The 17,421-nt window shown below is 54.8% G+C and carries 31 protein-coding genes; all 31 read left to right on the forward strand.

What is annotated here, in order from left to right; translation table 11 throughout:
* Nucleotides 1-20 precede the first annotated feature (20 nt).
* The 31 genes from tuf (at nucleotide 21) to bfr (ending at nucleotide 17,378) form a co-directional block, all read left to right on the forward strand.
* A complete protein-coding gene (gene tuf, locus ACM6IK_RS24405; RefSeq protein ID WP_008053875.1) occupies nucleotides 21-1,214 on the forward strand; it encodes an elongation factor Tu in 1,194 nt (397 codons plus the stop codon).
* Nucleotides 1,215-1,371: 157 nt separating this feature from the next.
* Nucleotides 1,372-1,683, forward strand: coding sequence for a 30S ribosomal protein S10 (rpsJ, locus tag ACM6IK_RS24410; RefSeq protein WP_003186070.1), 312 nt, complete (start codon nucleotides 1,372-1,374; stop codon nucleotides 1,681-1,683).
* Nucleotides 1,684-1,763: 80 nt separating this feature from the next.
* Nucleotides 1,764-2,399 carry a 50S ribosomal protein L3 gene (gene rplC, locus ACM6IK_RS24415; protein ID WP_003186059.1) on the forward strand — a complete coding sequence of 212 codons (636 nt, stop codon included), beginning with the start codon at nucleotides 1,764-1,766 and terminating at the stop codon, nucleotides 2,397-2,399.
* Nucleotides 2,400-2,411: 12 nt separating this feature from the next.
* Nucleotides 2,412-3,014 carry a 50S ribosomal protein L4 gene (rplD, locus tag ACM6IK_RS24420; RefSeq protein WP_003228735.1) on the forward strand — a complete coding sequence of 201 codons (603 nt, stop codon included), beginning with the start codon at nucleotides 2,412-2,414 and terminating at the stop codon, nucleotides 3,012-3,014.
* The gene (rplW, locus tag ACM6IK_RS24425; protein ID WP_002555488.1) at nucleotides 3,011-3,310 is read left to right on the forward strand and encodes a 50S ribosomal protein L23; all 300 of its coding nucleotides are present in this window, start codon (nucleotides 3,011-3,013) and stop codon (nucleotides 3,308-3,310) included. The genes rplD and rplW overlap by 4 nt, the downstream gene beginning before the upstream one ends.
* A gap of 14 nt (nucleotides 3,311-3,324) precedes the next feature.
* Nucleotides 3,325-4,149 carry a 50S ribosomal protein L2 gene (rplB, locus tag ACM6IK_RS24430; RefSeq protein ID WP_003228734.1) on the forward strand — a complete coding sequence of 275 codons (825 nt, stop codon included), beginning with the start codon at nucleotides 3,325-3,327 and terminating at the stop codon, nucleotides 4,147-4,149.
* Between the two features lie 16 nt (nucleotides 4,150-4,165).
* Nucleotides 4,166-4,441: a 30S ribosomal protein S19 gene (gene rpsS / locus ACM6IK_RS24435; protein ID WP_002555486.1), complete on the forward strand. Its 276-nt coding sequence runs from the start codon at nucleotides 4,166-4,168 to the stop codon at nucleotides 4,439-4,441.
* Between the two features lie 11 nt (nucleotides 4,442-4,452).
* Nucleotides 4,453-4,785, forward strand: coding sequence for a 50S ribosomal protein L22 (rplV, locus tag ACM6IK_RS24440; protein WP_003103908.1), 333 nt, complete (start codon nucleotides 4,453-4,455; stop codon nucleotides 4,783-4,785).
* Nucleotides 4,786-4,798: 13 nt separating this feature from the next.
* Complete coding sequence (rpsC, locus tag ACM6IK_RS24445) at nucleotides 4,799-5,485, forward strand: 30S ribosomal protein S3 (RefSeq protein WP_008065719.1); 687 nt, start codon at nucleotides 4,799-4,801, stop codon at nucleotides 5,483-5,485.
* 12 nt (nucleotides 5,486-5,497) lie between these two features.
* Nucleotides 5,498-5,911, forward strand: a complete 414-nt coding sequence (gene rplP / locus ACM6IK_RS24450; protein ID WP_003232424.1) for a 50S ribosomal protein L16 — start codon at nucleotides 5,498-5,500, stop codon at nucleotides 5,909-5,911.
* On the forward strand, nucleotides 5,911-6,102 hold the full coding sequence (rpmC, locus tag ACM6IK_RS24455) for a 50S ribosomal protein L29 (protein ID WP_002555481.1): 192 nt from the start codon (nucleotides 5,911-5,913) through the stop codon (nucleotides 6,100-6,102). The genes rplP and rpmC overlap by 1 nt, the downstream gene beginning before the upstream one ends.
* Before the next feature lie 2 nt (nucleotides 6,103-6,104).
* Nucleotides 6,105-6,371, forward strand: a complete 267-nt coding sequence (rpsQ, locus tag ACM6IK_RS24460; RefSeq protein ID WP_003176419.1) for a 30S ribosomal protein S17 — start codon at nucleotides 6,105-6,107, stop codon at nucleotides 6,369-6,371.
* A gap of 23 nt (nucleotides 6,372-6,394) precedes the next feature.
* Complete coding sequence (gene rplN / locus ACM6IK_RS24465; protein ID WP_002555479.1) at nucleotides 6,395-6,763, forward strand: 50S ribosomal protein L14; 369 nt, start codon at nucleotides 6,395-6,397, stop codon at nucleotides 6,761-6,763.
* A gap of 11 nt (nucleotides 6,764-6,774) precedes the next feature.
* A complete protein-coding gene (rplX, locus tag ACM6IK_RS24470; protein ID WP_003176416.1) occupies nucleotides 6,775-7,089 on the forward strand; it encodes a 50S ribosomal protein L24 in 315 nt (104 codons plus the stop codon).
* 22 nt (nucleotides 7,090-7,111) lie between these two features.
* Nucleotides 7,112-7,651, forward strand: coding sequence for a 50S ribosomal protein L5 (gene rplE, locus ACM6IK_RS24475; protein WP_003210069.1), 540 nt, complete (start codon nucleotides 7,112-7,114; stop codon nucleotides 7,649-7,651).
* 13 nt (nucleotides 7,652-7,664) lie between these two features.
* A complete protein-coding gene (rpsN, locus tag ACM6IK_RS24480; protein WP_003176414.1) occupies nucleotides 7,665-7,970 on the forward strand; it encodes a 30S ribosomal protein S14 in 306 nt (101 codons plus the stop codon).
* Nucleotides 7,971-8,179: 209 nt separating this feature from the next.
* Nucleotides 8,180-8,572, forward strand: a complete 393-nt coding sequence (gene rpsH / locus ACM6IK_RS24485) for a 30S ribosomal protein S8 (RefSeq protein ID WP_003186040.1) — start codon at nucleotides 8,180-8,182, stop codon at nucleotides 8,570-8,572.
* A 12-nt stretch (nucleotides 8,573-8,584) separates the two neighbouring features.
* Nucleotides 8,585-9,118, forward strand: a complete 534-nt coding sequence (gene rplF / locus ACM6IK_RS24490; RefSeq protein WP_003176412.1) for a 50S ribosomal protein L6 — start codon at nucleotides 8,585-8,587, stop codon at nucleotides 9,116-9,118.
* A gap of 10 nt (nucleotides 9,119-9,128) precedes the next feature.
* A complete protein-coding gene (gene rplR / locus ACM6IK_RS24495) occupies nucleotides 9,129-9,479 on the forward strand; it encodes a 50S ribosomal protein L18 (protein WP_003186037.1) in 351 nt (116 codons plus the stop codon).
* Between the two features lie 3 nt (nucleotides 9,480-9,482).
* Nucleotides 9,483-9,983: a 30S ribosomal protein S5 gene (gene rpsE, locus ACM6IK_RS24500; protein WP_003186035.1), complete on the forward strand. Its 501-nt coding sequence runs from the start codon at nucleotides 9,483-9,485 to the stop codon at nucleotides 9,981-9,983.
* A gap of 2 nt (nucleotides 9,984-9,985) precedes the next feature.
* The gene (gene rpmD / locus ACM6IK_RS24505) at nucleotides 9,986-10,162 is read left to right on the forward strand and encodes a 50S ribosomal protein L30 (RefSeq protein ID WP_003186033.1); all 177 of its coding nucleotides are present in this window, start codon (nucleotides 9,986-9,988) and stop codon (nucleotides 10,160-10,162) included.
* A 3-nt stretch (nucleotides 10,163-10,165) separates the two neighbouring features.
* Nucleotides 10,166-10,603: a 50S ribosomal protein L15 gene (gene rplO, locus ACM6IK_RS24510; protein WP_003228720.1), complete on the forward strand. Its 438-nt coding sequence runs from the start codon at nucleotides 10,166-10,168 to the stop codon at nucleotides 10,601-10,603.
* Nucleotides 10,604-11,932 carry a preprotein translocase subunit SecY gene (gene secY / locus ACM6IK_RS24515; RefSeq protein ID WP_003228718.1) on the forward strand — a complete coding sequence of 443 codons (1,329 nt, stop codon included), beginning with the start codon at nucleotides 10,604-10,606 and terminating at the stop codon, nucleotides 11,930-11,932.
* A gap of 24 nt (nucleotides 11,933-11,956) precedes the next feature.
* Nucleotides 11,957-12,073 carry a 50S ribosomal protein L36 gene (rpmJ, locus tag ACM6IK_RS24520; RefSeq protein ID WP_002555468.1) on the forward strand — a complete coding sequence of 39 codons (117 nt, stop codon included), beginning with the start codon at nucleotides 11,957-11,959 and terminating at the stop codon, nucleotides 12,071-12,073.
* 130 nt (nucleotides 12,074-12,203) lie between these two features.
* Nucleotides 12,204-12,560: a 30S ribosomal protein S13 gene (gene rpsM / locus ACM6IK_RS24525; protein WP_009045849.1), complete on the forward strand. Its 357-nt coding sequence runs from the start codon at nucleotides 12,204-12,206 to the stop codon at nucleotides 12,558-12,560.
* A gap of 30 nt (nucleotides 12,561-12,590) precedes the next feature.
* Entirely contained in the window at nucleotides 12,591-12,980 is a 390-nt protein-coding gene (gene rpsK / locus ACM6IK_RS24530) for a 30S ribosomal protein S11 (RefSeq protein WP_002555466.1), read from the forward strand.
* A gap of 18 nt (nucleotides 12,981-12,998) precedes the next feature.
* Nucleotides 12,999-13,619, forward strand: a complete 621-nt coding sequence (rpsD, locus tag ACM6IK_RS24535) for a 30S ribosomal protein S4 (protein WP_003176404.1) — start codon at nucleotides 12,999-13,001, stop codon at nucleotides 13,617-13,619.
* 22 nt (nucleotides 13,620-13,641) lie between these two features.
* Entirely contained in the window at nucleotides 13,642-14,643 is a 1,002-nt protein-coding gene (locus ACM6IK_RS24540) for a DNA-directed RNA polymerase subunit alpha (RefSeq protein WP_007970428.1), read from the forward strand.
* A gap of 42 nt (nucleotides 14,644-14,685) precedes the next feature.
* Nucleotides 14,686-15,072 (forward strand): 50S ribosomal protein L17, encoded by a 387-nt coding sequence (rplQ, locus tag ACM6IK_RS24545; RefSeq protein ID WP_007970429.1) that lies wholly within the window; start codon nucleotides 14,686-14,688, stop codon nucleotides 15,070-15,072.
* A gap of 237 nt (nucleotides 15,073-15,309) precedes the next feature.
* Nucleotides 15,310-16,764, forward strand: a complete 1,455-nt coding sequence (locus tag ACM6IK_RS24550) for a catalase (RefSeq protein WP_414876364.1) — start codon at nucleotides 15,310-15,312, stop codon at nucleotides 16,762-16,764.
* 149 nt (nucleotides 16,765-16,913) lie between these two features.
* The gene (gene bfr, locus ACM6IK_RS24555) at nucleotides 16,914-17,378 is read left to right on the forward strand and encodes a bacterioferritin (protein WP_414876365.1); all 465 of its coding nucleotides are present in this window, start codon (nucleotides 16,914-16,916) and stop codon (nucleotides 17,376-17,378) included.
* Nucleotides 17,379-17,421: the final 43 nt, after the last annotated feature.

Below are 17,421 nucleotides of genomic sequence, written 5' to 3' on the forward strand. Positions count from 1 at the left end.
TAGGCAAGGAGTTAATTGTCGTGGCTAAAGAAAAATTTGATCGTTCCCTACCGCACGTCAACGTTGGCACCATCGGTCACGTTGACCACGGTAAAACCACTCTGACCGCAGCTCTGACTCGCGTTTGCTCCGAAGTTTTCGGTTCTGCAATCGTTGATTTCGATAAGATCGACAGCGCTCCAGAAGAAAAAGCTCGTGGTATCACCATCAACACCGCGCACGTCGAGTACAACTCGAAGATCCGTCACTACGCTCACGTTGACTGCCCAGGTCACGCTGACTATGTGAAGAACATGATCACCGGTGCTGCCCAGATGGACGGTGCGATCCTGGTTTGCTCGGCCGCTGATGGTCCGATGCCACAAACCCGTGAGCACATCCTGCTGTCCCGTCAGGTAGGCGTTCCGTACATCGTGGTTTTCCTGAACAAGGCTGACCTGGTAGACGACGCTGAGCTGCTGGAACTGGTCGAGATGGAAGTTCGCGACCTGCTGTCCACCTACGACTTCCCGGGCGATGACACTCCAATCATCATCGGTTCGGCTCGTATGGCGCTGGAAGGCAAAGACGACAACGAAATGGGCACCACTGCCGTTCGTAAGCTGGTTGAGACTCTGGACAGCTACATCCCAGAACCAGAGCGTGCTATCGACAAGCCATTCCTGATGCCAATCGAAGACGTATTCTCGATCTCGGGTCGTGGTACTGTTGTGACCGGTCGTATCGAGCGCGGTATCGTTCGCGTTCAAGATGCACTGGAAATCGTTGGTCTGCGTGACACCACCACCACCACCTGCACCGGTGTTGAAATGTTCCGCAAGCTGCTCGACGAAGGTCGTGCTGGCGAGAACTGCGGCGTTCTGCTGCGTGGTACCAAGCGTGACGACGTTGAGCGTGGCCAGGTTCTGGTTAAGCCAGGTTCGGTTAAGCCGCACACCAAGTTCACCGCAGAAGTTTACGTTCTGAGCAAGGAAGAAGGCGGTCGTCACACTCCGTTCTTCAAAGGCTACCGTCCACAGTTCTACTTCCGTACTACTGACGTGACTGGTAACTGCCAGCTGCCAGAAGGCGTTGAAATGGTAATGCCAGGTGATAACATCCAGATGGAAGTTACCCTGATCAAGACCATCGCAATGGAAGACGGCCTGCGTTTCGCTATCCGTGAAGGCGGTCGTACCGTCGGCGCTGGCGTCGTAGCCAAAATCATCGAGTAAGCATCTCTTTTGAGATAGCTTCGATGCTTTGAAAAGCCCCCGCTCAGCGGGGGCTTTTTTATTGGGTTGACACCTATCTGGGGCGTCTATAGAATTGCGCCTCCTTTTAACGGGCGTATTGCGCTCGCTGGGAATAGCAGCCGGAGTCTGAAATCCAATGCAAAATCAGCAAATCCGTATCAGGTTGAAGGCTTTTGACCATCGCCTGATCGACCAATCCACCCAGGAAATCGTGGAAACCGCGAAACGTACTGGTGCACAAGTGCGTGGTCCAATTCCACTGCCTACCCGTAAAGAGCGGTTCACCGTTCTGGTCTCCCCGCACGTCAACAAAGACGCGCGTGACCAGTACGAGATCCGTACTCATAAGCGCGTACTGGACATCGTCCAGCCAACGGATAAAACCGTTGATGCACTTATGAAGCTTGATCTGGCGGCCGGTGTGGAAGTACAGATCAGCCTCGGCTAAGACTCGGTCTTAGTCGTGTAACGCTCTGAAATGGGCGGCCATAGCGGGTGAAAGCCCCGTACACTCATGAGGTTTACAACATGACTATTGGTGTAGTCGGTCGTAAATGCGGTATGACCCGTATTTTCACCGAAGAAGGTGTCTCCATTCCGGTCACGGTCATTGAGATCGAGCCGAATCGCGTCACCCAGTTCAAAACTGAAGAGACCGATGGCTATCGTGCAGTGCAAGTCACTGTCGGCGAGCGTCGTGCTTCGCGTGTAACAGCAGCTCAGGCTGGCCACTTCGCTAAAGCGAACGTTGCCGCTGGTCGTACCGTAATGGAATTCCGCCTTGAAGAAGGCGAGTACCAGGCCGGCGATCTGATCAACGCTGAAATCTTCGCCGCTGGTCAACTGGTTGATGTAACCGGTCAGTCCAAGGGTAAAGGCTTCCAGGGTACGATCAAGCGTTGGAATTTCCGCGGGCAAGATAACACCCACGGTAACTCCGTATCCCACCGCGTTCCAGGCTCTATCGGCCAGTGCCAGACTCCTGGTCGTGTATTCAAGGGCAAAAAAATGTCCGGTCATATGGGCGCTGAGCGCGTGACCGTGCAGTCCCTCGAAGTAGTGCGCGTGGACGCTGAACGCAATCTGTTGTTGGTCAAGGGCGCTGTTCCTGGCGCTACTGGCGGCAACTTGGTTGTACGTCCAGCAGCCAAGGCTCGCGGTTAAGGGGAAGCTGACATGCAATTAAATGTAAATGACGCTCAAGCGATCGAAGTTTCCGAACTGACATTTGGCGGCGAGTTCAACGAGACGCTGGTTCACCAAGCAGTCGTGGCCTACATGGCCGGCGGCCGTCAAGGTAGCAAGCAGCAAAAGACCCGTTCCGACGTTCGTGGTGGCGGCAAGCGCCCATGGCGTCAGAAAGGTACTGGCCGTGCTCGTGCCGGTACTATCCGTAGCCCAATTTGGCGTGGCGGCGGTACCACTTTCGCAGCTCGTCCTCAGGATCACTCCCAGAAGCTGAACAAGAAGATGTATCGCGCAGCAATGCGTTCCATCCTTGCTGAGCTGGTGCGTACTGATCGTCTGGTCGTGGTTCAGGATTTCGCCGTTGAAACGCCGAAAACCAAAGACCTGCTGGGCAAGCTGAACAACATGAGCCTGACCGACGTTCTGATCGTGTCGGACGCTGTTGATCAGAACCTGTACCTGGCTGCTCGTAACCTGCCACACGTTGATGTACGTGACGTGCAAGGTTCCGATCCAGTTAGTCTGATCGCATACGACAAGGTGTTGATCACCGTGTCGGCCGTGAAGAAATTCGAGGAGCTGCTGGGATGAACCAGGAACGCGTATTTAAAGTTCTGCTTGGCCCGCACGTTTCCGAGAAGGCTACGGTTCTGGCAGACAAGAAAGGCCAGTTCGTTTTCAAGGTTGCTACTGATGCAACCAAGCTGGAAATCAAGAAGGCCGTCGAAAGCCTGTTCAGCGTGAAAGTAGAGCGTGTTACTACCCTGAATGTTCTGGGTAAGAGCAAGCGCACTGCTCGCGGTCTGGGCAAGCGTAATGACTGGAAGAAGGCAGTTATCTCCCTTCAGCCAGGCCAAGATCTCGATTTCAGCAGCAGTGCTGAGTAAGGAAGGGGTGCATCATGGCAATCGTTAAATGCAAACCGACTTCCCCTGGCCGCCGTTTTGTGGTCAAGGTGGTCAACCAGGAGCTGCATAAAGGCGCTCCTCACGCACCGCTGCTCGAGAAAAAATCGAAGACTGGTGGTCGTAACAACAATGGCCGTATTACTACCCGTCATATCGGTGGTGGTCATAAGCAGCATTATCGTATGGTCGATTTCCGTCGCAACGACAAAGATGGCATCGTCGCCACTGTCGAGCGTATCGAATACGATCCAAACCGTACTGCTCACATCGCACTGCTGTGCTACGCAGACGGCGAGCGCCGCTACATCATCGCCCCTAAAGGCGTGAGTGCTGGCGACCAGCTGATCGCAGGCGCACTGGCTCCAATCAAGCCAGGCAACGCTCTGCAACTGCGCAACATTCCAGTCGGTTCCACCGTACACGGCATCGAACTGAAGCCGGGTAAAGGCGCACAGATCGCTCGTTCCGCTGGTGCTTCGGCTCAGCTGATCGCTCGTGAAGGCGTTTACGTGACCCTGCGTCTGCGTTCCGGTGAAATGCGTAAAGTCCTGGCTGAATGCCGTGCGACCCTGGGCGAAGTCTCGAACTCCGAGCACAGCCTGCGTTCGCTGGGTAAAGCTGGTGCCAAACGCTGGCGTGGCGTTCGCCCAACCGTTCGTGGTGTTGCCATGAACCCGGTTGACCACCCACATGGTGGTGGTGAAGGTCGTACCTCTGGTGGTCGTCATCCGGTATCGCCATGGGGCTTCCCGACTAAGGGCGCGAAGACTCGTGGTAATAAGCGTACCGACAAAATGATCGTCCGTCGTCGCAAGTAAATAGAGGGATACGACAGTGCCACGTTCTCTGAAAAAAGGTCCTTTTATCGATCTTCACCTACTGAAGAAGATCGAAGTGGCGGCGGAAAAGAACGATCGCAAGCCGGTGAAAACCTGGTCGCGTCGTTCGATGATCCTGCCACAAATGGTCGGTCTGACCATCGCAGTACACAACGGTCGTCAGCACGTCCCAGTTCTCGTGAACGAAGACATGGTCGGCCACAAACTGGGCGAGTTTGCCGGTACCCGCACTTATCGCGGGCACGTGGCAGACAAGAAAGCCAAGCGTTAAGGGGTTAGGAAATGGAAGTAGCCGCTAAGTTGTCGGGCGCTCGAATCTCCGCCCAGAAAGCCCGCTTGGTCGCCGACCAGATCCGCGGGAAGAAGGTGGGCGAAGCGCTCAACCTGTTGGCTTTCAGCAGTAAGAAAGCCGCCGAGATCATGAAGAAAGTGCTGGAGTCGGCCGTAGCCAACGCCGAGCATAACGAAGGCGCAGACGTTGATGACCTGAAGGTCAGCACCGTTTTCGTCAACGAAGGGCGTTCGCTGAAGCGCATCATGCCACGTGCCAAAGGCCGTGCTGATCGCATCGTCAAGCGGTCTTGCCATATCACTGTCAAGGTTGCTGACAAGTAACGGAGTCGAAGAGATGGGTCAGAAAGTACATCCCATTGGCATTCGCCTGGGAATCGTCAAGGAGCACACCTCCGTCTGGTACGCAGACGGTCGGACTTATGCGGACTATTTGCTCGCAGATCTGAAGGTGCGTGAGTATCTCCAAGACAAACTAAAAAGCGCGTCCGTAAGCCGTATCGATATCCATCGTCCGGCCCAAACTGCACGTATCACCATCCACACCGCTCGTCCAGGTATCGTTATCGGGAAGAAAGGTGAAGATGTTGAGAAACTGCGTCAGGACCTGACCAAGCAAATGGGTGTGCCTGTGCACATCAATATCGAAGAGATCCGCAAGCCGGAGCTCGACGGTATGCTGGTTGCGCAGAGCGTAGCTCAGCAGCTGGAGCGTCGTGTAATGTTCCGTCGCGCTATGAAGCGCGCTGTACAGAACGCCATGCGCATTGGTGCCAAAGGCATCAAAATCCAAGTGAGCGGTCGTCTCGGCGGTGCTGAAATCGCACGTACTGAATGGTATCGCGAAGGTCGTGTGCCATTGCACACCCTGCGTGCCGACATCGACTATGCCAACTACGAAGCTCACACCACTTACGGTGTGATCGGTGTAAAGGTTTGGATCTTCAAAGGCGAAGTAATTGGTGGTCGCCAAGAAGAACTGAAACCACAAGCACCAGCGCCTCGTAAAAAAGCTGCTAAGTAAGGGGTACGCCAAATGTTGCAACCAAAGCGTACGAAGTTCCGCAAGCAGATGACAGGCCACAACCGTGGTCTGGCTCAGCGCGGTAGCAAAGTCAGCTTCGGCGAGTTCGCGCTGAAGTCTGTAGCTCGTGGTCGTCTCACCGCTCGTCAGATCGAGTCAGCGCGTCGTGCACTGACCCGTCACGTTAAACGTGGCGGCAAGATCTGGATCCGTGTATTCCCGGACAAGCCGATCTCCAAAAAACCTCTCGAGGTTCGGATGGGTAAAGGTAAGGGTAACGTGGAATACTGGGTAGCCCAGATTCAGCCAGGCAAAGTCCTGTATGAAATCGAGGGTGTAACTGAAGAGCTGGCGCGTGAGGCTTTTGCCCTGGCTGCTGCAAAGCTGCCGCTCGCCACCGCCTTTGTTAAACGGACGGTGATGTGATGAAAGCGAATGAACTTCGTGAAAAATCCGCACAGCAGCTGAACGAGCAACTGCTCGGCTTGCTGCGCGACCAGTTCAATCTGCGTATGCAGAAAGCAACTGGCCAGTTGGGGCAGTCTCATCTGCTCTCGCAAGTTAAGCGTGACATCGCTCGCGTGAAGACTGTGCTCAACCAGCAGGCAGGTAAGTAATCATGGCTGAAGCCGAAAAAACTGTCCGTACGCTGACTGGCCGTGTTGTCAGCGACAAGATGGACAAAACCATCACCGTTCTGATCGAGCGTCGCGTTAAGCACCCGATCTACGGTAAATACGTTAAGCGTTCGACTAAGCTGCACGCGCACGACGAAACCAATCAGTGCCACATCGGCGACAAAGTCACTATTCGTGAAACTCGTCCTTTGGCCAAGACCAAGTCTTGGGCGCTGGTTGATGTTCTCGAACGCGCTGTGGAAGTCTAAGGACTAGGGGTCGGAGAAATTATATGATTCAGACTCAATCCATGCTCGATGTGGCCGATAACAGCGGCGCTCGCCGTGTTATGTGCATCAAGGTGCTGGGTGGCTCCCATCGTCGTTACGCTGGTATCGGTGACATCATCAAAGTTACCGTGAAGGAAGCAATTCCTCGCGGTAAAGTGAAAAAAGGCCAAGTGATGACTGCTGTTGTAGTCCGCACTCGTCACGGCGTACGTCGTGCTGATGGCTCCATTATCCGCTTTGATGGCAACGCTGCTGTTCTTCTGAACAACAAGCAAGAGCCGATCGGCACCCGTATCTTTGGGCCAGTGACCCGTGAGCTTCGTACTGAGAAGTTCATGAAGATCGTCTCGCTCGCCCCAGAAGTGCTGTAAGGAGATCCGACATGCAAAAGATTCGTCGTGACGACGAGATCATCGTGATCGCCGGCAAAGACAAAGGTAAGCGCGGTAAGGTGCTTAAGGTTCTCGCTAACAACCGTTTGGTTATTGGCGGTCTGAACCTGGTCAAGCGTCATACCAAGCCTAACCCGATGTCGGGCGTACAGGGCGGTATCGTCGAAAAAGAAGCTCCGCTGGATGCTTCTAACGTCGCCATTTTCAACGGCGAAACCAACAAGGCTGACCGCGTTGGTTTCAAAGTAGAAGACGGCAAGAAAATTCGTGTCTTCAAGTCGACCCAAAAAGCGGTTGATGCTTGAACACTGCTAGGTAGATGAGACCATGGCACGACTAAAAGAGATTTACCGGAAGGAAATCGCTCCGAAACTTAAGGAAGAACTTAAGCTTTCGAACGTGATGGAAGTTCCGCGCGTTACCAAAATCACCCTGAACATGGGTCTGGGCGAAGCGATCGGCGACAAAAAAGTCATCGAGCACGCTGTTGCCGACCTGGAAAAGATCACCGGCCAGAAAGTCGTTGTGACCTACGCTCGCAAATCCATCGCTGGCTTTAAAGTCCGTGAAGGTTGGCCGATCGGCGTCAAAGTGACCCTGCGCCGTGAGCGTATGTACGAGTTCCTGGATCGTCTGCTGTCGATCTCCCTGCCTCGGGTTCGCGACTTCCGCGGCCTGAATGCCAAGTCCTTCGATGGTCGTGGCAACTACAGCATGGGCGTGAAAGAGCAGATCATCTTCCCGGAAATCGACTACGACAAGATCGATGCTCTCCGCGGTCTGGACATCACCCTGACCACCACTGCCAAGAACGATGATGAAGGCCGCGCTCTGCTGCGTGCGTTCAAATTCCCGTTCCGCAACTGATTGGAGTAGGACCATGGCCAAGATGAGCATGAAAAACCGCGAGCTGAAGCGTCAGCTCACGGTTGCCAAGTACGCCAAGAAGCGTGCAGCACTGAAAGCTATCATCGTTGATCTGAACGCAAGTCCAGAAGCGCGTTGGGAAGCTACAGTAGCCCTGCAGAAGCAGCCACGTGACGCAAGCGCTTCGCGCATGCGTAACCGCTGCCGCCTGACCGGTCGTCCACACGGCGTTTACCGCAAGTTCGGCCTCGGCCGTAACAAGCTGCGTGAAGCTGCCATGCGTGGTGACGTACCGGGTCTGGTTAAAGCCAGCTGGTAAGTACTGTCAAAGTCTCGGTGTCCAGGATCGCAAGATCCTGACCATCGGTGGCCTTGAATCTGGATCAAGCCCCTTTTGGGGCTTGATTCATTTCCGGGGTGTGTCTAGAATACCCGGCTCGCCTGAGCCCGTGTTTTTCATGCTCGGAGATTCTCGGCGACACGTAATAGCCGCAAGGCTAATTTTTTTGTATTAGGAGCGTCTAGCCCATGAGTATGCAGGACCCGTTAGCGGACATGCTAACTCGTATCCGTAATGCCCAGATGGCTGAAAAGTCCGTCGTAAGCATGCCATCTTCCACGTTGAAGGTAGCTGTTGCCAAAGTCCTGAAGGACGAAGGTTACATTGCGGGTTATCAGATCAGCAGCGAAATCAAACCACTGCTGTCCATCGAGCTGAAGTACTTCGAAGGCCGTCCGGTTATCGAAGAAGTGAAGCGCGTTAGCCGTCCAGGCCTGCGTCAGTACAAGTCCGTCGATGATCTGCCAAAAGTTCGTGGCGGTCTCGGTGTGTCTATCGTCTCCACCAACAAGGGTGTGATGACTGATCGTGCTGCGCGCGCTGCCGGTGTCGGCGGCGAAGTTCTTTGCACTGTGTTCTAAGGGGGGATAAGCATGTCACGCGTCGCTAAGAACCCCGTTAAGCTGCCAGCCGGCGTCGAAGTAAAATTCGCAGGCCAACAGCTTTCGGTGAAGGGTGCCAAGGGTACTCTTGAACTGAACATCCATTCGTCCGTTGAGATCGTTGAAGAAGCTGGTGAGCTGCGTTTCGCTGCTCGCAATGGCGATCAACAGACTCGCGCAATGGCTGGTACCACTCGTGCGTTGGTAAACAACATGGTCCAAGGCGTAAGCCAAGGCTTCGAGCGCAAGCTCCAGCTGGTCGGTGTTGGTTACAAAGCGCAAGCAAAAGGCACAGTGCTGAACCTGGCTCTTGGCTTCTCGCACCCAGTGGATTACGAACTGCCGGAAGGCATCACCGCTGAGACTCCTAGCCAGACCGATATCCTGATCAAGGGCATCGACAAGCAGCTGGTAGGTCAAGTGGCCGCCGAGATCCGCGACTTCCGTCCACCAGAGCCGTACAAAGGCAAAGGTGTGCGCTACGCGGACGAAGTCGTCCGTCGTAAAGAAGCCAAGAAGAAGTAGGGCATAGCAAATGACCGACAAAAAAGTTACTCGACTGCGTCGCGCTCGCAAAGCACGCCTGAAAATGCACGAACTCGAAGTCGTGCGTCTCTGCGTGTTCCGCTCTTCGCAGCACATCTACGCCCAGGTCATTTCGGCCGACGGCAACAAAGTCCTGGCAAGCGCCTCGACTTTGGATAAAGAACTGCGTGATGGTGCCACCGGCAACATCGACGCGGCCACTAAGGTTGGCCAGCTGGTCGCTACGCGTGCTAAGGCCGCTGGCGTCTCGCAAGTGGCTTTCGACCGCTCTGGCTTCAAGTACCACGGCCGCGTTAAAGCGCTGGCTGATGCTGCTCGTGAAGCTGGGCTGGAGTTCTAAGTTATGTCAAATAACGACCAAAAGCGCGACGAAGGCTACATCGAGAAGCTGGTTCAAGTTAACCGCGTAGCCAAAACCGTTAAAGGCGGCCGTATCTTCACTTTCACCGCGTTGACCGTGGTTGGTGATGGTAAGGGCCGTGTTGGCTTCGGCCGTGGCAAGTCGCGTGAAGTGCCTGCTGCGATCCAGAAGGCAATGGAAGCTGCTCGCCGCAACATGATCCAGGTTGATCTGAACGGCACCACTCTGCAGTACGCAATGAAGTCCGCTCACGGCGCTTCGAAGGTGTACATGCAGCCTGCTTCTGAAGGTACCGGTATCATCGCTGGCGGCGCTATGCGTGCTGTCCTCGAAGTTGCTGGCGTTCAGAACGTTCTGGCCAAGTGCTACGGCTCGACTAACCCGGTAAACGTGGTTCACGCCACTTTCAAGGGTTTGAAAGCAATGCAGTCTCCTGAATCCATTGCCGCCAAGCGTGGCAAAAGCGTCAAGGAGATCTTCTGATCATGGCTACCGTAAAAGTAACGCTGATCAAAAGCATGACCGGCCGCATCCCTAACCACAAACTGTGCGTTAAGGGTCTGGGTCTGCGTCGCATCGGTCACACTGTAGAAGTCCTGGATACTCCCGAGAATCGCGGGATGATCAACAAGGCTTACTACATGCTGCGTGTCGAGGGTTAATCGATGAAACTCAATGATCTGAGTCCAGCGCCGGGTTCCCGTCGCGAAAAGCATCGTCCGGGCCGTGGTATCGGTAGCGGTTTGGGTAAGACTGGTGGCCGTGGTCACAAAGGTCAGACCTCCCGCTCCGGTGGCACCATTGCTCCAGGCTTTGAAGGCGGTCAACAGCCGCTGCATCGTCGCCTGCCTAAGTTCGGTTTCGTTTCCCTGAAAGCCATGGATCGCGCAGAAGTGCGTCTGTCCGAGCTGGCTAAAGTGGAAGGCGACATCGTCACCGTGCAGTCCCTGAAAGATGCCAACGTGATCAACGTCAACGTACAGCGTGTGAAAATCATGCTGTCCGGTGAAGTGACTCGCGCTGTCACTATCGGCAAGGGAATCGGCGCCACCAAAGGTGCGCGTGCGGCTATCGAAGCAGCTGGCGGCAAGTTCGAGGAATAAATGGCTAAGCAAGGTGCTCTCTCTGCGCTCGGCAAAGGCGGTATGTCTGAACTCTGGGCTCGTCTGCGTTTTCTGTTCCTGGCGATTATCGTCTACCGAATAGGCGCACACATCCCGGTTCCAGGTATCAACCCGGACCGACTCGCGGACCTGTTTCGACAGAATGAGGGGACCATTCTTAGCTTGTTCAACATGTTTTCCGGCGGCGCGCTGGAACGGATGAGCATCTTTGCACTGGGGATCATGCCGTACATCTCGGCATCGATCATCATGCAACTGATGACCGCCGTCAGCCCGCAGCTGGAGCAGTTGAAGAAGGAAGGTGAAGCTGGCCGTCGCAAGATCAGCCAGTACACCCGCTACGGCACTGTCGTCCTCGCTCTCGTCCAGGCCATTGGCATGTCCATTGGCCTGGCGGGGCAGGGCGTTGCGTTCACTGGTGACTTTGGCTTCCATTTCGTCGCGGTATCCACGTTTGTGGCTGGTGCGATGTTCATGATGTGGCTGGGTGAGCAGATTACTGAGCGTGGTGTTGGCAACGGTATCTCGATGTTGATTTTTTCGGGTATCGTCGCCGGTCTTCCGAGAGCGATCGGGCAGTCTTTCGAGTCTGCACGTCAGGGTGATATCAACATCTTCGCCCTGGTTGCCATCGGTTTGCTGGCAGTAGCGATTATCGGTTTCGTGGTGTTCATTGAGCGTGGTCAGCGTCGTATCGCTGTTCACTACGCCAAGCGTCAGCAGGGCCGCAAGGTTTTCGCTGCGCAGACCAGCCACTTGCCGCTGAAGGTGAATATGGCCGGTGTTATTCCGGCTATTTTCGCGAGCAGCATTTTGCTGTTCCCGGCTTCGTTGGGTGCCTGGTTCGGTCAGTCTGAAGGTATGGGCTGGTTGCAGGACATCTCGCAGTCGATCGCTCCTGGTCAGCCGTTGAATATTCTGCTGTTTAGTGCAGGGATTATTTTCTTCTGCTTCTTCTATACGGCGTTGATGTTCAATCCGAAAGACGTAGCGGAAAACCTGAAGAAGTCCGGTGCCTTTATTCCGGGCATCCGTCCAGGTGAGCAGTCTGCGCGCTACATTGATGGCGTTCTGACTCGCTTGACCATGTTCGGTGCTCTTTACATGACGGCCGTCTGCCTGTTGCCCCAGTTCCTGGTGGTTGCAGCCAACGTACCGTTCTACCTTGGCGGGACCTCGTTGCTGATCGTCGTCGTGGTTGTGATGGACTTCATGTCCCAAGTACAATCGCACCTCGTTTCGCACCAGTACGAATCCCTGATGAAGAAAGCCAACCTGAAGGGTTACGGCAGCGGCATGCTGCGCTGACCCATAAGGTTCGAGGAGTTGGTGATGAAAGTTCGTGCATCGGTGAAAAAGCTGTGCCGTAACTGCAAGATTATTCGCCGCGAAGGTGTTGTTCGAGTAATTTGCAGCGCGGAACCGCGTCACAAACAGCGCCAAGGCTGAGTGTGATTGTGCTTCAAGCCCGGTAGCTAGTGCGCTACCGGGTTGATTATTTGTTATTACAGCGATATTATCTCGCGCCCTATTTCTTGGCTTCCGGGGCGTAGGTAGCTGTCAATTGGAGTCCCACTGAATGGCCCGTATTGCAGGCGTTAACATTCCAGATAACAAGCATACTGTTATCTCGCTGACCTACATCTATGGTGTTGGTCGCACTACTGCACAGAAAATTTGTGCAGAGACTGGGGTAAACCCAGCAGCAAAGATCAAGGATCTGAGCGACGAGCAAATTGAACAGCTGCGTGGCGAAGTGGCGAAGTTCACCACTGAAGGTGACCTGCGTCGCGAAATCAACATGAAAATCAAGCGCTTGATGGACCTCGGTTGCTATCGCGGTCTGCGTCATCGTCGCGGTCTTCCAGTGCGCGGTCAGCGTACCAAGACCAACGCGCGTACCCGTAAAGGTCCGCGTAAGCCGATCCGCAAGTAATCGCCCCAGCGAATCGACAGGAAAATTATCATGGCAAAACCTGCTGCTCGTCCTCGTAAAAAAGTTAAAAAGACAGTGGTTGATGGCATCGCCCACATCCATGCATCTTTTAACAACACCATCGTGACCATTACCGACCGTCAAGGTAACGCTCTTTCCTGGGCTACCTCCGGTGGTTCGGGTTTCCGCGGTTCCCGCAAGTCCACTCCGTTTGCTGCTCAAGTAGCTGCTGAACGTGCTGGTCAAGCTGCGCTGGAATACGGCCTGAAAAACCTCGACGTCAACGTCAAAGGTCCAGGTCCAGGTCGTGAATCCGCAGTCCGCGCTTTGAACGGCTGTGGCTACAAGATCGCCAGCATCACCGACGTGACGCCAATCCCGCACAACGGGTGCCGTCCGCCGAAGAAGCGCCGCGTGTAATCCAGGAGATTGTAAAGAATGGCTCGTTACATTGGTCCAAAATGCAAACTCGCTCGTCGCGAAGGCACCGATCTCTTCCTGAAGAGCGGCGTGCGCGCGATCGAATCGAAGTGCAACATTGAAGCAGCACCTGGTATCCACGGCCAACGCCGCGGTCGCCAGTCCGACTACGGCACCCAACTGCGTGAAAAGCAGAAGGTCCGTCGTATCTACGGCGTTCTCGAGCGTCAATTCAGCGGCTACTACAAAGAAGCTGCTGGCAAGAAAGGTGCAACCGGTGAAAACCTGCTGCAACTGCTCGAATGCCGTCTGGACAACGTTGTATACCGTATGGGCTTTGGTTCGACTCGTGCCGAATCCCGTCAGCTGGTATCGCACAAGTCGATCAGCGTAAACGGTCAGACCGTTAACGTTCCGTCCTACCAGGTTCGTGCTGGTGACGTGGTCGCTGTTCGCGAAAAAGCAAAAAATCAACTTCGCATTGTCCAAGCTCTCGATCTGTGTGCCCAACGTGGCCGCGTAGAATGGGTAGAAGTAGACACTGAGAAGAAGTCGGGCGTTTTCAAGAACGTTCCAGCTCGCAGTGATCTGTCCGCCGACATCAACGAAAGCCTGATTGTCGAGCTCTACTCCAAGTAAGGGCTAGAAAATAGGTGCATCCATGCAGATTTCGGTAAATGAGTTCCTGACACCCCGCCACATTGATGTGCAGGTTGTCAGTCCAACCCGCGCCAAGATCACTCTCGAGCCTCTCGAGCGTGGTTTCGGCCATACCCTGGGCAACGCGCTGCGCCGCATCCTGTTGTCCTCAATGCCCGGCTGTGCAGTAGTCGAGGCCGAGATTGACGGTGTGCTCCACGAGTACAGCGCCATCGAAGGTGTACAGGAAGACGTCATTGAAATCCTGTTGAACCTTAAAGGTCTGGCTATCAAGCTGCACGGTCGTGACGAAGTTACGCTGACCTTGTCGAAGAAGGGTTCGGGGGTGGTTACCGCTGCCGATATTCAGCTGGATCATGATGTCGAGATCGTTAATCCCGATCACGTAATCGCTAACCTGGCGTCTAACGGCGCCCTGAACATGAAGCTCGTAGTAGCTCGTGGTCGTGGTTATGAACCGGCAGACTCGCGTCAGAGCGATGAAGACGAAAGCCGCAGCATCGGTCGCTTGCAGCTTGACTCTTCGTTCAGCCCGGTTCGCCGTATCGCATACGTGGTGGAAAACGCCCGTGTCGAGCAGCGTACTAACCTGGACAAGCTGGTTATTGATCTGGAAACCAACGGTACTCTGGATCCTGAAGAGGCAATTCGCCGCGCTGCAACCATCCTGCAACAGCAGTTGGCTGCGTTCGTCGACCTCAAGGGTGACAGTGAGCCAGTGGTTGTCGAGCAGGAAGACGAGATCGATCCGATCCTGCTTCGCCCGGTTGACGATCTGGAACTGACTGTACGTTCGGCTAACTGCCTTAAGGCGGAAAACATCTACTACATCGGCGACCTGATTCAGCGTACCGAAGTAGAGCTGTTGAAGACTCCGAACCTGGGCAAGAAATCCTTGACTGAAATCAAGGACGTTCTGGCCTCCCGCGGTCTGTCCCTCGGCATGCGCCTCGACAACTGGCCGCCTGCAAGTCTTAAGAAGGACGACAAGGCGACTGCCTGATCGTCGTAATCACCGAACGTAGTGTTTGGTAAGGAATGAACCATGCGTCATCGTAAAAGTGGTCGTCACCTGAGCCGCACCAGCTCGCACCGCAAGGCCATGTTCCAAAACATGGCGGTGTCGCTGTTCGAGCACGAGCTGATCAAAACTACTCTGCCAAAAGCTAAAGAACTGCGCCGCGTTGCCGAGCCGCTGATCACTTTGGCCAAGACAGATAGCGTTGCTAACCGCCGTCTGGCTTTCGACCGTACTCGTTCGAAAGCTATCGTTGGTAAGCTCTTCAACGACCTGGGCAAGCGTTACGCTACCCGTGAGGGTGGCTACCTGCGCATCCTCAAGTGCGGTTTCCGCGCTGGCGACAACGCGCCAATGGCGTACGTCGAGTTGGTTGATCGTGCTACTGCTGGCGAAGCTGTATCTGCCGAGTAAGACGTCAGTCTGAAACAAAAAACCGGGCCTAGTGCCCGGTTTTTTGTGCCTGTAAGAAACGCGCCGTTTGTACAAGCGTCTCCTTCGTCCACATCGTCATCATGTGATGGGGATGATCATTAGTTTTTCTCTATCGATGTCTGCAAGTTAATGAATTTGTAGCTGTCATATTGATGATCAATACTCCCTCTCAGCCGATAGCCGGCAGTTCAAGACCGACAGAGGAAGGAAGATCGCATGAGCCAAAACACAACGCTTACCACCGCCAGTGGCGCTCCTGTTGCCGATAACCAGAATTCCCGCTCCGCCGGCCCTCGTGGCCCGCTGCTGCTCGACGACTTTCACCTGATCGAGAAGCTTGCTCACTTCAACCGTGAAAACATCCCTGAGCGTCGTGTACACGCCAAAGGCTCGGGTGCCTACGGTACGTTCACTGTGACGCGCGATATCACTCAATACTCCAGCGCGAAGCTGTTTGAGGCAGTCGGCAAGCAAACTCCGACTTTCCTGCGGTTTTCCACCGTGGGTGGTGAGCGTGGTTCGGCCGATACCGAGCGTGATCCGCGCGGCTTTGCCTTGAAGTTTTACACCGAGGAAGGCAACTGGGACATCGTTGGCAATAACACCCCCGTGTTCTTCATTCGCGATCCACTGAAGTTTCCGGACTTTATCCACACCCAGAAGCGTTTGCCGCAAAGCAACCTGAAAAGTGCCCAGATGATGTGGGACTTCTGGTCGCATTCGCCCGAGGCGCTGCACCAGGTCACCATCCTGTTCTCCGACCGGGGTATCCCGGATGGATACCGCCACATGCACGGCTTTGGCAGCCACACTTACAGCCTCATCAACGCTCAAGGTGAGCGTCACTGGGTGAAGTGGCACTACAAGACCAAACAGGGGATCAAAAACCTTGATCCTGCCGAGGCCGCGCGCCTGGCGGGTACTGATCCGGATTACGCTCAGCGCGACCTGTTCAATGCCATCGAGCAGGGTGATTTCCCGAAATGGCGCGTGTGCATTCAGATCATGAGCGAGGCTCAGGCGGCGGCGCACTACGAGAACCCGTTTGATGTCACCAAAACCTGGTCGCAGAAAGAGTTTCCACTGATTGAAGTCGGAGAGCTGGAGCTCAATCGCAATCCGCAGAACTATTTCGCGGAAGTCGAGCAGGCGGCGTTTGGTCCCAGCAATATGGTTCCAGGCGTTGGTCTGTCGCCGGATCGCATGCTGCAAGGGCGGGTCTTCGCCTACGCGGACGCTCATCGCTACCGTGTCGGCACCAATCACCAGCAGTTGCCCGTCAACGCTCCACGGAGTCCGGTCAACACTTACCAGCGCGATGGTTCGATGGCTTTTGGCAGCAATGGCGGTGCGACGCCGAACTATGAGCCGAACAGCTACGTCGAGTTGCCGAAGCAGGCGCCTCGTTATGCAGAGCCCGCGTTGGCTCTCAGTGGTGCCGCCGATCGTTACGATCATCGTGAAGATACTGATTACTACAGTCACGCTGGCGCGTTGTTCCGCCTGATGTCTGAAGAGCAGAAATCACTGCTGGTCAGCAACATCGCGGGTGCGATGGCGGGTGTGTCGAGCGATGTGGTCGATCGCCAGCTGCAACATTTCTACAAGGCTGACCCGGCGTATGCAGAAGCAATCGCAAAGCTGCTCAACGTACAGCTTAACGAAGTCTAAATGAGAAGCAGAACCGCCCTCGTTGGGGCGGTTTTTTGCGTTATTTCGGCTGCTTTTCTCAGAATGTCTTCGCTTTTATTGCGTCTATCGAGTGACGATAAGGGCATGTTGGTTCAAACTACAACTTTCAAGCAGGGAGATGTAGGGCGATGCAAGGCCACCCGGATGTGATCGATTACCTCAACACGTTGCTGACCGGCGAACTGGCCGCGCGTGATCAATATTTCGTCCACTCGCGGATGTATGAGGACTGGGGTTTCACCAAGCTCTACGAACGAATCAATCACGAGATGGAAGAGGAAGCAGGGCACGCTGATGCCCTGATGCGCCGGATTCTGATGCTCGAAGGCACGCCGCGCATGCGTCCGGACGATCTCGATGTCGGCACCACGGTGACAGAGATGCTCGAAGCGGATTTGCGCCTGGAATACAAGGTCCGTGCTGCGCTGTGCAAGGGCATCTCGCTCTGCGAGCAGCACAAGGACTATGTCAGCCGCGAAATACTGCGGGTTCAATTGCATGACACCGAAGAAGATCACACCTACTGGCTCGAAAAGCAGTTGGGTCTGATCAAGTTGATCGGGCTTGAGAACTACCTGCAATCCCACACCTGATTGCATAGGGGAAGCCCCAACGTCTTTTGTAGGAGCGAGCTTG

The organism is Pseudomonas sp. IT-196MI5 (assembly GCF_949767415.1).
GTDB lineage: Bacteria > Pseudomonadota > Gammaproteobacteria > Pseudomonadales > Pseudomonadaceae > Aquipseudomonas.